Source organism: Rhizobium sp. SVR5-2C (assembly GCF_056755115.1).
Genome location: NZ_JBNDHT010000046.1, coordinates 30987 through 43944 on the forward strand (window position 1 = coordinate 30987; position 12958 = coordinate 43944).

The following is a 12958-nucleotide window of genomic DNA, read 5'->3' on the forward strand; positions in this document are numbered from 1 at the left end:
GTTGCGTGTTCGTAATGGCGGTCATTGAAACGGCGGAGAGAATGCTGCCTGCTAGCCTGCGCCCTGCGGGAAGCGGCCTGTTACGCATGCTTGCCGGCCTCCTGACCGGGCGCGGCGACAGGGCTACCGCGCAGCGGATGGCGCTGACGGCTTTCTCGATCCGCATTTTGAGCGCCGCGCTCGCCTTCATTTCCCAGATCGTTCTCGCGCGTCTCATGGGCGAGTATGAGTACGGCATCTTCGTGTTTGTCTGGGTTCTGATCGTCGTGTTCGGCGATCTCTCTTGCCTCGGCTTCCATACCGCCATCGTTCGCTTCCTGCCGCAGTACAAGGCGGCAGGCGCCTTCGAAGAAATTCGCGGCCTGACCGGAACGGCCCGCATCTTTGCCATGCTTTCGGGAACGCTGGTGATGGCGGTTGGCATGGCGGGGCTGCACTTTTTTGGCGACAGGGTTGAGCCCTACTATCTCCTTCCCGTCTTCCTCGGACTTCTCGCCATGCCGATGATCGCCCTCGGCGACATCCTGGAAGGCACCTCGCGCGCCAATCACTGGCCGGTCATGGCGCTAAGCCCGGTCTATGTCATCCGGCCGGTCCTCATCATTGCCTTCATGCTGGCGGCGATCCAAGCCGGTGCGGAGCATTCCGCGGTCACGGCAATGAAGGCAGCACTCGCCGCGACCTATGTCACCGCCGTCGGTCAGTACATCGCAACGCTCCTCCGCCTGCGCCGCCACTATAGCGGAGGGCCGCGCAAGGTTGATTTCCTCGCCTGGCTGAATGTGGCGTTCCCGATCTTTCTGATCGAAGGTGTGAGCTTCCTGCTGACCAATTCGGATGTCGTTGTCGTCGGCATTTTCCTCGAGCCGCATGATGTCGCGATCTATTTTGCCGCCGCAAAGACGATGGCATTGGTGCATTTCATCATGTTCTCGGTAAAGGCGGCATCAGGCCCACGCTTCTCCAGCCTCATCGCCGAGGGCACGCGCGAACAGCTTGCTGCAGCCGCGATCGACGCTGCGCGCTGGACGTTCTGGCCAGCTCTCGCGCTCGGGCTTGCCGTCGTTGCAGCCGGCCATTTTTTGCTGTCGCTTTTCGGCGCGGCTTTCACGGCTGGCTATGCGCTGATGGGGATCCTGCTTGCCGGAATCCTTGCCAAGGCCCTGGTCGGGCCGGCCGAAACGCTGCTGATGATGGCAGGAAAGCAAAACCTTTGCGTCGGGCTCTATGCCATCGCGCTCACGGCAAACATCTCTTTGAATATCGCTTTGATCCCGCATTTCGGCACTGTCGGAACCGCGATCGCCACCGCTTGCGCCATGGGTGTCGAAGCCGTCCTGCTGCACGTCGCCGTTCGGCGGGCTCTCGGCATTGTCCTTTTTGCATTTAGCCGCCCGCCGGCAACAGAAGAAACGAGAGTCTCATAATGGTGCGTGTTCCCCCGATAACCGAGAGCACGGATACCAATGCAAACCGCATGGTCCACGAACTCGCCGCAATACGCTTCGACTTGCCTCAGGCCGAAGCACGCGTCGAGATCGGGCGCCCCGGACGCGAACTCTGCGTCTATCCCGGCAGGCTCGGCTATGAACTGCAGGACGAACTGGATTTCCTTTCGAACCGGGCAATCGAACCCAATGTCTTCTTCACCGGCCGCTTCCTGGCGCCGGCGATGCCGCGGCTTGAGGACCGGCGGGTGAATTTCGCGCTTATGCGTGATGAGAACGGCCAGCGCAGCCGGCTGCGCTTCCTGATGCCGTTTTCCGTCGAGCGGCCCGGTTTTGGCGTGGGGCCATCGATCATCCGCGCATGGTCGAACAGCTTCGCTCCGCTTGGCACCCCGCTCGTGGATGCCGAGGATGCGGCCGAGACGCTGGACAACCTTTTTGAAGGCCTGACGGCCCCCGACCTGAACCTTCCCGCGACGCTGGTGCTGCCGGATATCCGGTTGAACGGCATCTTCGCCCGAATGGCAAAGGCGGTCGCGCTGGGCCGCAATCTACCTGTCGCAGTCGCCAATCCGCTCCAGCGGCCGATGCTGCAGAGCGAGGAAGACGCCGCCGCCTATCTTGGCCGTACCGTTTCTTCCTCGCATATGCGCGAGATGCGGCGGCAATGGCGGCAACTGGAAGAGCTGGGGACGGCTGTTTACGCCGTGGCACGCCAACCCGGCGAGATCCATGCACGCTTCGAGGAATTCCTGGCAATGGAAGCCGGCGGCTGGAAGGGCAAGAGGCGAAGCGCACTGGTGACGGACCGCTATCATACAGCCTTTGCCCGTGAGGCCGTCTCGAACCTCGCGGCGATCGACGCAGTGCGCATTCACACCATCGACCTGAACGGCAAATCGATCGCCGCAACCGTCGTGCTGATGATGGGTGGTGAAGCCTATACGTGGAAGACAGCCTATGACGAGGCCTATGCCCGCTATTCGCCCGGTAAGCTGCTGATGGCCGAACTGACGGAGTGGCATCTCGACGACGCCAATATCGTGCGTTCCGATTCTTGCGCCGTTCCGGATCACCCGATCATGAGCCGTTTCTGGCAGGAGCGCGAGGATATGGGAACTCTCGTGATCGGCCTGACGCAGAACGGCGACCGCGACGTCCGTCAGGCTGCTGCCCAACTGCATATGTATCGCAGCACCCGCAACATGGCGAAGATGCTTCGCGAGAAGATCATGTCCCTGGCAGGACGCGGCTAGGCGGCCTCCGCCGCAGCCCTTTCCCGCAAGAGCCGCCGGATGACCTTGCCGGTTGTCGTCAGCGGCAGCGCATCCACGAACTCCACCTCCCGCGGATATTCGTGCATCGAAAGCCGCATCTTGACCCATTCGCGAATTTCAGCACCCAGCGCCTCGCTCGCCGCGTAGCCGGGCGACAGCACCACATAGGCCTTGACGATCTCGGTACGCAGCGGATCCGGTTTGCCGATGGCGGCGGCAAGCTGCACGGCGGGGTGGCCCACGAGGCAGTCCTCGATTTCGGCCGGTCCGATCCGATAACCGGACGACGTGATGACGTCATCGTCCCGGCCATGAAACGTGATATAGCCTTCTTCATCCTGGTGGCCGATATCGCCGGTCATCAGCCAGCCTGCGGCGTACTTCTTGCGGGTTGCCTCCTCGTCGTTCCAGTAGCCGAGAAACATAACCGGATCGGGTGCCTTGATGCCGATCTGGCCCGTCTCTCCGGGAGGCAGTTCTTCTCCGCTTGCGTTGACGATCGCGACACGATGGCCGGGCGCGGCCCGCCCTATCGCTCCGGCCTTCGTTACGCCATAGGCAGCGCTTGAAGAGATGACGAAATTGCACTCCGTCTGGCCGTAAAACTCGTTGACGGTGACGCCGAGTGTCTGGCGCGCCCATTCATAGGTTTCGCGGCCGAGCGATTCACCGGCGGAGCCGATCGTCCGCAGCTTAAGATCGTATTTCCTGCATGGGTCGCTGACCGATTTCAGCAGGCGGAGCGCCGTCGGCGGAATGAAGGCGTTTTGCACCTTCATCTCGGCCATGATGCGGTAGGCCATATTGGCGTCGAATTTCTGCGCCGGCGAGGAAACGACGGGCACACCCAGCAGAAGGCTGGGCAGCAGCGCGTTCAACAGGCCGCCCGCCCAGGCCCAGTCGGATGGCGTCCAGACCTTGTCGCCGGGCTGCGGAAAGCCTTCATGGGCAAATTGCATGCCCGGAATGTGACCGGCCAGAACGCGATGTCCATGCAAGGCACCCTTGGGCGGCCCTGTCGTACCGGAGGTGAAAATCATAAGTGCCGGATCGTCCGGGCCAGTCTCTGCGACTTCGAAAAGCGGCGGATGCGCCTCGACGAGCGCCCCGAAGGCAAGCGCCTCACCGCCATCGATGCTGATGACTGTCTTGAGCTCTGGCAGGCTCTCGCGAATCTGGTTCACGCGCTCCAGGCCGAACGAGTTGGTGACGATCGCGGCTGCGCCCGACGTCTTCAGCCGGTACTCCAGCGCCTCGACGCCGAAGAGCAGTGCGAGCGGCACAGCAATGGCGCCCAGCTTGTAGATCGCCACATGGGCGATCACCGTTTCGAAACATTGTGGCAGGAGCAGCGCCACGCGATCGCCGCGGCGAATACCAAGGGACGTCAATGCATTGGCGAATGACGAAGACCGCTCCGAAAGCGTGCGGTACGTCATCGACAGATGGCGGCCGTCCGGGCTGAAATGCTCGAGGCAAATGCGGTCCGGCGCACGCTCCGCCCATTCGTCGCTGACGGCGCGCCCGATGTTGAAATCTTCAGGAATCTCCCACGAAAAATCGCGATAAAGATCGTCATAGCGATCGCGGGTGGGCAATTTCATATTCGAATTCCGTTGAATGCTGCAGTAGCTAACACCTTGCGGCGATCGAGTGCAAGTTCAGCGGATCGAGGTGGGTCGCTGCCGGTTCAAGGCTCGTTTCACACTATCGTGCTCATCCCGCAAAACATTCTCGGCCAGGTCGCTGACATTTACGATGATTGGGCGTTAGATAACTCCGGGGCGCCTCGGGTATTCAAATCTAGTGACGGAGTCATCTCATGGAGTATGTCAAATTCGGAGGTACCGGCCTCGAAGTTTCGAAGATTTGTCTCGGCTGCATGACCTTTGGCGACCCGGGCCGAGGCAGTCACGCCTGGACGCTCGGCGAGGAAGAGAGCCGGACGATCATCAAGCAGGCGCTCGACCTTGGCGTCAACTTCCTCGACACCGCCAACACCTATTCGGACGGCTCCTCCGAGGAGATCGTCGGCCGCGCCCTTAAGGACTACGCAAAGCGCGAAGACATCGTGCTCGCGACCAAGGTCTTCAACCGCATGCGGCCGGGACCGAACGGCGCAGGCCTTTCGCGCAAGGCTATCTTCGACGAGATCGACAACAGTCTTCGCCGTCTCGGCACCGATTACGTCGACCTCTACCAGATCCACCGCTTCGACTATGCGACACCGATCGAAGAGACACTCGAGGCCCTGCATGATGTCGTCAGGGCGGGCAAGGCGCGCTATATCGGCGCCTCATCGATGTATGCGTGGCAATTCGCGAAGATGCTTTACACATCGCGGCTGAACGGCTGGACGCAATTCGTGAGCATGCAGGACCACCTCAACCTGCTCTATCGCGAGGAAGAGCGCGAGATGCTGCCTTTCTGCGAGGATCAGAAGATCGCCGTGATCCCATGGAGCCCGCTCGCCCGCGGCCGGCTCACGCGTGACTGGGACGAAAAGACCGCGCGCAGCGAAACGGATGAGTTCGGCAAGACGCTCTACAAGCAGGCCGAGGATGCCGACCGCAAGATCATCGACACGGTCGGCCGGCTGGCGAAAGCGCATGGTGTCTCCCGCGCCCAGATCGGTACTGCCTGGGTGTTGCAGAAAAGCGCAGTGACCGCGCCGATCATTGGTGCATCAAAGCCGCACCACCTGTCGGATGCGGTCGGCGCATTGACGGTCAAACTCAGCGCCGAGGACGTCGCCGCCCTTGAAGAGCCGTATGTTCCGCATCACGTGGAAGGCTTCAAGTAACCTGGATGCGGGTGGCAACCGCCGCCCCTGACGCTTCAAAGGAGGCGCCTTCAGGCATCGGCAGATTTTGCCGGTGCCAGCTTCTCCCTCATCGTCGACAGGAACTGGCCAGCAAGCTCGCGATTTTCGACTGCGCGCGCCAGGCTGACGGCCCCCATCATTGACGAGAGCGTCGTGAAGCCGTTCTTGCGGCGCTCCTCGGGCGTATCGCCGGGCACGATCTCGGCGAGGATCGAGACGAGCGCCGAAAGCCCATCGTTGAAGATTTCCCGCACGGCACCGGTGCTGCGGCTGACCTCGTCCATCAGCGAAACGAAAACGCAGCTGTTACCGGGATCATCCACCGCGCACCATGAGACGTAGTGCTCCAGGAGCGCCTCGAGCGGCCGTTCCGGAGACTTGGCGATCAATTCCTTCCACCGGATCTCCACCCTCGCGATCAGGGCACGGCTTACCTCCAGCTGCAGCTCTTCCTTCGATTGAAAGTGCCCGTAAAAACCGCCATGCGTCAGCCCGCAGGCTTTCATGATGTCGGCGACGCCGACGCCGTTGAACCCGTTTTCGCGGAACATGACACCCGCCGTTTCCAGGATCTTCTGGCGATTTTCTGCAAATTTCTCACGGCTGACGCGCATGTACCGGCTCCGGAAATAGTCGCTTGACAATTTATATGACGTCCATCATCAATACGCAAGAAATATGATGACCATCATCTAAATCTGTGATCCATCCATCATTCCCACGAATGGAATTTGCCCATGGTCTCCGCTGCGCTTGCATCCACCCTTGCCCGCCGCAACATCCATTATGGATGGGTCGTTGTCGCTGCCACCTTCCTGACCATGCTGGTCACCGCCGGTGCCATGGGCGCACCGGGCGTCCTCATTAAGCCGCTTCAGGACGAGTTCGGTTGGGAAACCTCCCAGATTTCCTCCGCGCTCGCGATTCGCCTGCTTCTCTTCGGCCTGATGGGTCCCTTCGCAGCGGCCTTCATGAACTATTTCGGCGTGCGCAAGGTCATCGTTTTCGCGCTCGCGCTGATCGGTGCCGGTTTCATCGGCTCGCTGTTCATGACGTCGCTTTGGCAACTTCTGCTGCTCTGGGGCATCGTCGTCGGTTTCGGCACGGGCCTGACGGCCATGGTGCTTGCTGCGACCATATCGACACGCTGGTTCACCAAGCATCGGGGCCTCGTTGTCGGGATGCTTTCCGCAAGCTCGGCCACCGGCCAGCTCGTCTTCCTGCCGCTGATGGCTGAGCTGACCGAACGCTACGGCTGGCGCTCCACGGTCTTCTTTGTCTGCGCCATGATCATGGTTGCAGCTCTTGCCGTCCTTGCCTTCATGCGCGACCGTCCCTCGGACGTTAATCTGCCCTCGGTTGGCGAGGCCCATATTACGCCACCGCCTGCGCGCGGCACATTGGGCGGCGCCTTGAAGACGCCGATCACGATTCTGCTTGAAATCTCGAGAACCTCGACCTTCTGGATCCTGTTCGCCACCTTCTTCATCTGCGGCCTCAGCACGAACGGCTTGATCCAGACGCATTTCGTCACGCTCTGCGGTGATTTCGGTATCATGCCGGTCGCCGCCGCCAGCGTCCTTGCCGTGATGGGCATCTTCGATTTCTTCGGCACGATCGGCTCCGGCTGGCTGTCGGATCGCTTCGACAATCGCTGGCTGCTCTTCTGGTACTACGGTCTGCGGGGCCTCTCGCTGCTTTTTCTGCCCTTCAGCGATTTCAGCTTCTACGGTCTTTCGATCTTCGCGGTCTTCTACGGTCTCGACTGGATCGCCACCGTTCCGCCGACCGTCAAGATCGCCGCCGACCGCTTCGGGCGGGAAAAGGCGGGCCTGGTCTTCGGTTGGGTTTTTGCCGGTCATCAGCTCGGCGCCGCGACCGCTGCCTATGGCGCGGGCCTCTCGCGCACCGAGCTCTCGAGCTACCTGCCGGCTTTCTTCACCGCCGGCGCCTTCTGCCTGCTCGCCTCGATCCTCGCGATCACGCTGAAGAAATCCGGCCTGACGGCCCCGGCGCCCGCCGCCGCTCACTGATGCAATAGGCTTCCAGTATGCAACGCCCGGATGTTGCATCAAATCAACCCGATAAGCCCGCCTGCCGTCTTGCGCGCGCAGGCGGGAGCGTGTTAGACACCCCGCTCGTCGGTATCCGTTGCCCCATTGGCGGAATTGGTAGACGCGCTCGACTCAAAATCGAGTTTCGAAAGAAGTGCTGGTTCGACCCCGGCATGGGGCACCACCGACTTCAAAAAACAACCGCGCGGCCTCTAGTGGATCGTCTGGATCCTGATCTCCTCCTTTGCAGCGAACGATTGGCATTCCTCCGGATCGTCGCCGACAAAGATGACGTCGCCCTCGGAGTCAAAAAGACCCCAGCAAGCTTCGTCCTCGAGAAAGACTTTCCGAACATATCCAAATTCTACGGCTTCGAAATATCGGTTGGATGTGAGATCAACGGCTTTTAGTTCTCGCATGGAACTCTCCAGTGAGACTCAATATTATGTTTAGTGCAATATTATACTTCGCTTTGAACCTAGCGCCAAGCTGGTGTCTTCTAAGCGACGGCCTGAATCGCGCGATTTCAAATCAAGTGTTTAATTTCCCTGATACTTCGTTAAAAGTGGCCGCCTCGAACCAACGTCAGGGGCGGATGTGCATCAGGAAGCAACCCTTTTCGCGACGATTGCCATAGGTTTCGTCTTTGCGGCGGGGCTCGGATACCTAGCCGACAGACTCCGGCTGCCGCCGCTTGTCGGCTATCTCGTGGCCGGCATTCTTATGGGACCGTATACCCCCGGTTTCGTGGCGGATACCGCGCTTGCCGGCCAACTGGCGGAAATGGGCGTCGTCCTGCTGATGTTCGGCGTCGGCCTGCATTTTTCCACCGCCGATTTGCTGGCCGTGCGCGGCGTCGCGGTGCCGGGCGCGATCGCGCGGATCGTGATCGTTACCCTTCTCGGCATCGGGCTCGTGAAATGGTGGGGGTGGGGTCTCGGCGCGGGGGTTGTCTTCGGTCTCGCCTTGTCGGTCGCAAGCACGGTCGTGCTGTTGAAGGCCCTTGAAGAGCGAAACCTTCTCAATTCGGCCAGCGGACGCGTCGCCGTCGGCTGGTTGATCGTCGAAGACCTGACCATGGTTCTGGCGCTGGTGCTGCTGCCCGCTCTCGCCGAATTCCTCGGCGGCCACGCCGCCAACGGTGCTGCGCATGATGCAGGATTGCCGCTTTGGCTGACGATTGCGTTGACGCTGCTGAAAGTCGGCGGCTTTGCGATCCTGGCGATCTTGCTCGGACCGAAGATCGTCCCCTGGCTCCTCATGCGAGTCGCCCGGACAGGTTCACGCGAGCTGTTCACGCTTACGGTGCTCGCCGTCGCGCTCGGCATTGCTTTCGGCTCCGCTGCAATCTTCGGCGTCTCGTTCGCGCTCGGCGCTTTCTTCGCCGGCGTGGTGATGAGTGAGTCCAACCTCAGTCACAGGGCCGCCGCCGACTCCCTGCCGCTTCAGAACGCCTTTTCGGTGCTGTTCTTCGTCTCGGTCGGCATGCTGTTCGATCCGTCGATCCTGGTGCGCCAGCCGATGGCCGTGGTCGGTGCGCTGGCATTGATCATCGTCGGCAAGGCGATCATTTCCTTCCTGATCGTGATCATGCTTCGTTATCCGATCGGAATGGCCCTGACCGTGTCGGGCGGGCTGGCGCAGATCGGCGAATTTTCCTTCATCCTGGCCGGCCTCGGGATCTCGCTCGGCCTGTTGCCGCAGGAAGGACAGGACCTGATCCTCGCCACCGCGATCCTGTCGATCACGTTCAATCCGGCCGTCTGCTACGGTGCCGAGGTGCTTCACAGGCGCGCCCATGCGAAATGGCCGCATCTTTACGACAATTACGGCCGCCGGCGGCTCGATGTCCTGGGCCGCGAACTCGAGAAAAACCGCCTGCTCGGTGAAAAACGCGCGCGCGAGCATAAACTGGAGATAGAAAAGCTCATCGAGACCTTTCCGCTGTTTTCCGAGGTCGACGAGTATTCTCAGGAGGAGCTGCTGCTGCTTTTCCGGCCGAAATCGGCGCTTCCCGGCGAAAGGGTGGTGCGCAAGGGCGACCGGGGCGATGGGATGTATTTCATTTCCTCGGGCGCGGTGGAGGTGCGCGTCGATGGTGATCCAGTTCGCCTTGAAGCCGGCGCCTTTTTCGGCGAAATAGCGCTATTGACGGGTGGGCGGCGAACGGCCGATGTCATCGCTGTCGATTTCTGCCAGTTCCTGGTGCTGGACCGCCGTGACTTCAACATGTTCACCGCGCACCACCCGGCATTAAGGACTGCCGTCAGCGAGATGGCGCGCGAACGAGCGGAAATGAATGTCATGCGGGCGAAGCGCCAAGCGCAGCCGGATCAGCGCGAACGCTCCACCGAAGGCCAATAGGCATCGGCGTGGTAATCCTCGGGAATCGGATTGAGCCGAGAGAGCGTTTGGGCCGCAAAATCGAGCTGCATCTTCAGATATCTCAGCGCTTCGGGCTGTGGAGCCCCTGTCGCAAGCTGTCGCACGTACGACGTGTGATAACCGCTTTCACGAAGACGCCGGACCGCTTCCCGCTGCACATCTTCGCTGCTTGGCCGCCTTTGGGCTGCGGCTCCCACCTCATCAGCCGCTTTGCCCAGGCCGCCTTCAATCACCCTAAATTTCATTCGTCGCACCTGTAAAATAGACCCGAAAGCAGCTTGCAGCCGACTGACCGATTTGCAATCTGCCAAAATGCCGCGAGCGGTGCTGACATTCGGATCACGAAAATTTTCGCCGGCGGGCTGACGTTATCGCCACGCTAAAGGATTTACAGGCCCGGATCGGTTCCCTAAAGCTTTTGCACCGCAGCACGAAAGGAATGGAATGCTCCGCAGACTTTACGACTGGACCATGTCTCTCGCCGCCCGCAAATCGGCCGAAATCTGGCTCGCCGTTATCGCCTTCGTGGAAAGCTCCGTCTTTCTCGTTCCGGCCGATGTCCTCTTCCTCCCGATGGCGCTGGCCAAACCCGAGCGCTCTTACCGATATGCAATCGTCGCGACGATCGCCTCGGTTCTCGGCGGCATTGCCGGCTGGGCGCTTGGTTTCTACGCCTACGAGACGGTGGCGAAGCCGGTACTGGAATTTTATGGGAAGCTCGATGCCTTCGAGCAGATGAAGTCGTACGTCACCTACGAGACAATCCTGCTTCTGCTGGTAACCTCGGGGCTGGCGCACCTGCCACCGATCAAGATCGTAACGATCCTTTCCGGCGTCATTCACGTCAATATCTGGCTGTTCATCGTCTCTGCGATCGTTGCGCGTGGCGCACGCTTCCTGTTCCTGGCTTGGCTGCTTCGGCGGTATGGCGAATCGATCCGCCATTTCATCGAGAAGCGCCTTGGACATATCGTCAGCATCGGTGCCGTGGTCGCGATCGTGCTCTATATTGCATACCGCTACCTTGCACACTGAGCCAACCTCCCGGAGTTCCTCCATGACTGCCATCGCCTCGCCGTCTTCTCGTCCAGTCGTCATCTATTCGCTGCTCCTGGCTCTCGGCATGGCAGTAGTGGTCGGAACGGCACTGGGGTTCCAATATATCGGCGGCTATATTCCCTGTGCGCTCTGCCTGCTGCAGCGCCAGCCTTATTACTACGCCATCCCGATCGCGATCCTGGGAGCGCTTGCATCCTTTTTCGGTCTACCGAACTGGATCGGCCGCGCGCTGCTTTTGGCGGCTGGGATGCTGATGGTGGTCGGAGCCGGAATGGGGGTCTATCACGCAGGTGTCGAATGGCACTTCTGGGCGGGACCTGCGACCTGCTCGACGAGCGCAAGCAGCATGACGCAGAACGCCGGCGACCTCCTGACGGAACTCAATACGATCACCGGTCCTTCCTGCACCGACGCGGCGCTCCGCGTGCTCGGCCTGTCCTTTGCGGGCTGGAATGTGATTGCAAGCCTCGTTCTTGCGGCCTTCGCCTTCATCGGCGTCCGCAAGTCGGCCTGAAAGAGACTGCTGCCGTTACGGCTGCAGTTCGGTATCCCAGTAGAGATAATCGAGCCAGCTGTCGTGCAGATAGTTCGGCGGGAAGAGGCGGCCATTGTTGTGCAGATCCTGCACGGTCGGCTGATACGGCTTCTGCGTGGGGAACATCCCTGCCTGCTTCGGCAGCTTGCTGCCCTTCCTGAGATTGCAGGGAGAACAGGCCGCCACGACATTTTGCCAGGTTGTCTCGCCGCCATGGGCGCGCGGGATGACGTGATCAAAGGTCAGATCATCATGCTCGCCGCAATACTGGCATTCGAACTTGTCCCGGAGAAACACGTTGAATCGCGTGAAGGCCGGGTTCCGTGAAGGCTGCACGTATGTCTTGAGGCAAACGACACTCGGAAGCCGCATCGAGAAGCTCGGCGACGAAACCGAATGTTCGTATTCTGCGATGATATTCACACGGTCAAGGAAAACCGCCTTGATCGCGTCCTGCCAGGACCAAAGCGACAAGGGATAATAACTCAAAGGCCTGTAGTCAGCGTTCAGGACGAGCGCCGGCAGGGCCTGTGGGGAGACTGCAATCGTCAAAGGACTCTCCTGAGCGATTCGGCATCTGCATCCTTATATTAGGCCGGTTGTGACAGCCTTGTGAAGTCCAATAAATTCAGCGAATAAAGGCTAATTCATGAGCGTTGGCGATCAGCCGACCGGCAGCAGTCCACGACCCAGTTTCTGCGCGTAGTAGGCCCAGAACAGCCTTGCTGCGACAGATCGCCAGGGAGACCAGATCGCGGCAAGCGAGGCGAGCGCTTTTGCCTGTGGGCGTTTTTCGAGACCAAGAGCCGCAGCAACTGCATTCTGCAGCGCGACGTCTCCGGATGGGAAGACGTCGGCATGCCCACCGCAAAACATCAGATAGACTTCTGCCGTCCAGGGACCGACGCCCTTCAAGGATGTCAACGCGGCAAGCGCTTCGGCGGGCGGCTTCGCGGAAAGTGCCGCGAGATCCAGATCGCCCGATGCCACCGCGTCGGCGATACCCGACAGCGTCACCGCTTTCGCGCGCGACAAGCCGAACTGCCGCCAGGCTTCCGGATGAAGCGCGACATAGCCTTCGGCCGTCGGCAGTCCATCTGGTGGAAGCATGCGCCGCCAGATGGCTTCGGCGCTTGCGCGCGAAACCATCTGCGAGACGATGATATGCGCAAGCCCCGCAAACCCGGGTTCGCGAAGGCGGAGCGGAATCGGGCCTGCCTCCTCGGCAATCACTGCGAGCCGCGGGTCGAGGCGCAGCAGATGCTCCATTCCCTCGCGGATATCCTCTTCGCCTCGAATGATCTGCACGGTGCCTCGCGATGGTTTCGAATCCGTGGCAGAAGAAAGCATGACCACGACTCAGCGTCAAAAGCCCG

At 60.7% G+C, this 12958-nt stretch carries 13 protein-coding genes and 1 tRNA gene; 8 read left to right on the forward strand and 6 right to left on the reverse strand.

Annotated features, from left to right (window positions below; all coding sequences use genetic code 11):
• Positions 1 to 14 precede the first annotated feature (14 nt).
• Entirely contained in the window at positions 15 to 1427 is a 1413-nt protein-coding gene (locus ACPYOI_RS15405; protein WP_481416447.1) for a lipopolysaccharide biosynthesis protein, read from the forward strand.
• Positions 1427 to 2704 carry a GNAT family N-acetyltransferase gene (locus ACPYOI_RS15410; RefSeq protein WP_481416446.1) on the forward strand — a complete coding sequence of 426 codons (1278 nt, stop codon included), beginning with the start codon at positions 1427 to 1429 and terminating at the stop codon, positions 2702 to 2704. The genes ACPYOI_RS15405 and ACPYOI_RS15410 overlap by 1 nt, the downstream gene beginning before the upstream one ends.
• Here ACPYOI_RS15410 and ACPYOI_RS15415 read toward each other — a convergent pair.
• Positions 2701 to 4329, reverse strand: a complete 1629-nt coding sequence (locus ACPYOI_RS15415) for an AMP-binding protein (protein WP_481423008.1) — start codon at positions 4327 to 4329, stop codon at positions 2701 to 2703. The two genes, ACPYOI_RS15410 and ACPYOI_RS15415, sit on opposite strands and share 4 nt — an antisense overlap.
• A gap of 218 nt (positions 4330 to 4547) precedes the next feature.
• On the opposite strand from ACPYOI_RS15415, the gene ACPYOI_RS15420 reads away from it, so the two are divergent.
• Positions 4548 to 5528: an aldo/keto reductase gene (locus ACPYOI_RS15420; RefSeq protein WP_481416444.1), complete on the forward strand. Its 981-nt coding sequence runs from the start codon at positions 4548 to 4550 to the stop codon at positions 5526 to 5528.
• A gap of 50 nt (positions 5529 to 5578) precedes the next feature.
• On the opposite strand, the gene ACPYOI_RS15425 is transcribed toward ACPYOI_RS15420, so the two are convergent.
• Complete coding sequence (locus ACPYOI_RS15425) at positions 5579 to 6163, reverse strand: TetR/AcrR family transcriptional regulator (protein WP_168832596.1); 585 nt, start codon at positions 6161 to 6163, stop codon at positions 5579 to 5581.
• 123 nt (positions 6164 to 6286) lie between these two features.
• Here ACPYOI_RS15425 and ACPYOI_RS15430 point away from each other — a divergent pair, with 123 nt between their 5' ends.
• Together ACPYOI_RS15430 and ACPYOI_RS15435 are read left to right on the forward strand one after the other, a co-directional pair.
• Positions 6287 to 7582, forward strand: coding sequence for an MFS transporter (locus tag ACPYOI_RS15430; protein ID WP_481416443.1), 1296 nt, complete (start codon positions 6287 to 6289; stop codon positions 7580 to 7582).
• 120 nt (positions 7583 to 7702) lie between these two features.
• A tRNA-Leu gene (locus ACPYOI_RS15435) sits at positions 7703 to 7787 on the forward strand.
• 28 nt (positions 7788 to 7815) lie between these two features.
• Here the strand turns inward: ACPYOI_RS15435 and ACPYOI_RS15440 are convergent.
• Positions 7816 to 8022 (reverse strand): hypothetical protein, encoded by a 207-nt coding sequence (locus tag ACPYOI_RS15440; RefSeq protein WP_168832598.1) that lies wholly within the window; start codon positions 8020 to 8022, stop codon positions 7816 to 7818.
• Positions 8023 to 8200: 178 nt separating this feature from the next.
• On the opposite strand from ACPYOI_RS15440, the gene ACPYOI_RS15445 reads away from it, so the two are divergent.
• Positions 8201 to 9967, forward strand: a complete 1767-nt coding sequence (locus ACPYOI_RS15445) for a cation:proton antiporter domain-containing protein (protein ID WP_481416442.1) — start codon at positions 8201 to 8203, stop codon at positions 9965 to 9967.
• Here the strand turns inward: ACPYOI_RS15445 and ACPYOI_RS15450 are convergent.
• Positions 9937 to 10233: a hypothetical protein gene (locus tag ACPYOI_RS15450; protein WP_481416441.1), complete on the reverse strand. Its 297-nt coding sequence runs from the start codon at positions 10231 to 10233 to the stop codon at positions 9937 to 9939. The genes ACPYOI_RS15445 and ACPYOI_RS15450 overlap by 31 nt on opposite strands.
• A 199-nt stretch (positions 10234 to 10432) precedes the next feature.
• Here ACPYOI_RS15450 and ACPYOI_RS15455 point away from each other — a divergent pair, with 199 nt between their 5' ends.
• Positions 10433 to 11023, forward strand: coding sequence for a YqaA family protein (locus ACPYOI_RS15455; protein WP_481416440.1), 591 nt, complete (start codon positions 10433 to 10435; stop codon positions 11021 to 11023).
• A gap of 22 nt (positions 11024 to 11045) precedes the next feature.
• On the forward strand, positions 11046 to 11561 hold the full coding sequence (locus ACPYOI_RS15460; protein ID WP_481416439.1) for a disulfide bond formation protein B: 516 nt from the start codon (positions 11046 to 11048) through the stop codon (positions 11559 to 11561).
• Between the two features lie 15 nt (positions 11562 to 11576).
• Here ACPYOI_RS15460 and ACPYOI_RS15465 read toward each other — a convergent pair whose 3' ends face one another.
• Positions 11577 to 12134: an HNH endonuclease gene (locus ACPYOI_RS15465; RefSeq protein WP_168832603.1), complete on the reverse strand. Its 558-nt coding sequence runs from the start codon at positions 12132 to 12134 to the stop codon at positions 11577 to 11579.
• A 111-nt stretch (positions 12135 to 12245) separates the two neighbouring features.
• Positions 12246 to 12932: a DNA-3-methyladenine glycosylase family protein gene (locus ACPYOI_RS15470; RefSeq protein WP_481416438.1), complete on the reverse strand. Its 687-nt coding sequence runs from the start codon at positions 12930 to 12932 to the stop codon at positions 12246 to 12248.
• Between the last annotated feature and the right edge of the window lie 26 nt (positions 12933 to 12958).

Coding starts and splice junctions, on each gene's coding strand:
- ACPYOI_RS15430 (WP_481416443.1), top strand. CDS start 6,287: ATGGTCTCCGCTGCGCTTGCATCCACCCTTGCCCGCCGCAACATCCAT.
- ACPYOI_RS15420 (WP_481416444.1), top strand. CDS start 4,548: ATGGAGTATGTCAAATTCGGAGGTACCGGCCTCGAAGTTTCGAAGATT.
- ACPYOI_RS15460 (WP_481416439.1), top strand. CDS start 11,046: ATGACTGCCATCGCCTCGCCGTCTTCTCGTCCAGTCGTCATCTATTCG.
- ACPYOI_RS15455 (WP_481416440.1), top strand. CDS start 10,433: ATGCTCCGCAGACTTTACGACTGGACCATGTCTCTCGCCGCCCGCAAA.
- ACPYOI_RS15425 (WP_168832596.1), bottom strand. CDS start 6,163: ATGCGCGTCAGCCGTGAGAAATTTGCAGAAAATCGCCAGAAGATCCTG.
- ACPYOI_RS15470 (WP_481416438.1), bottom strand. CDS start 12,932: ATGCTTTCTTCTGCCACGGATTCGAAACCATCGCGAGGCACCGTGCAG.
- ACPYOI_RS15450 (WP_481416441.1), bottom strand. CDS start 10,233: ATGAAATTTAGGGTGATTGAAGGCGGCCTGGGCAAAGCGGCTGATGAG.
- ACPYOI_RS15440 (WP_168832598.1), bottom strand. CDS start 8,022: ATGCGAGAACTAAAAGCCGTTGATCTCACATCCAACCGATATTTCGAA.
- ACPYOI_RS15410 (WP_481416446.1), top strand. CDS start 1,427: ATGGTGCGTGTTCCCCCGATAACCGAGAGCACGGATACCAATGCAAAC.
- ACPYOI_RS15415 (WP_481423008.1), bottom strand. CDS start 4,329: ATGAAATTGCCCACCCGCGATCGCTATGACGATCTTTATCGCGATTTT.
- ACPYOI_RS15405 (WP_481416447.1), top strand. CDS start 15: ATGGCGGTCATTGAAACGGCGGAGAGAATGCTGCCTGCTAGCCTGCGC.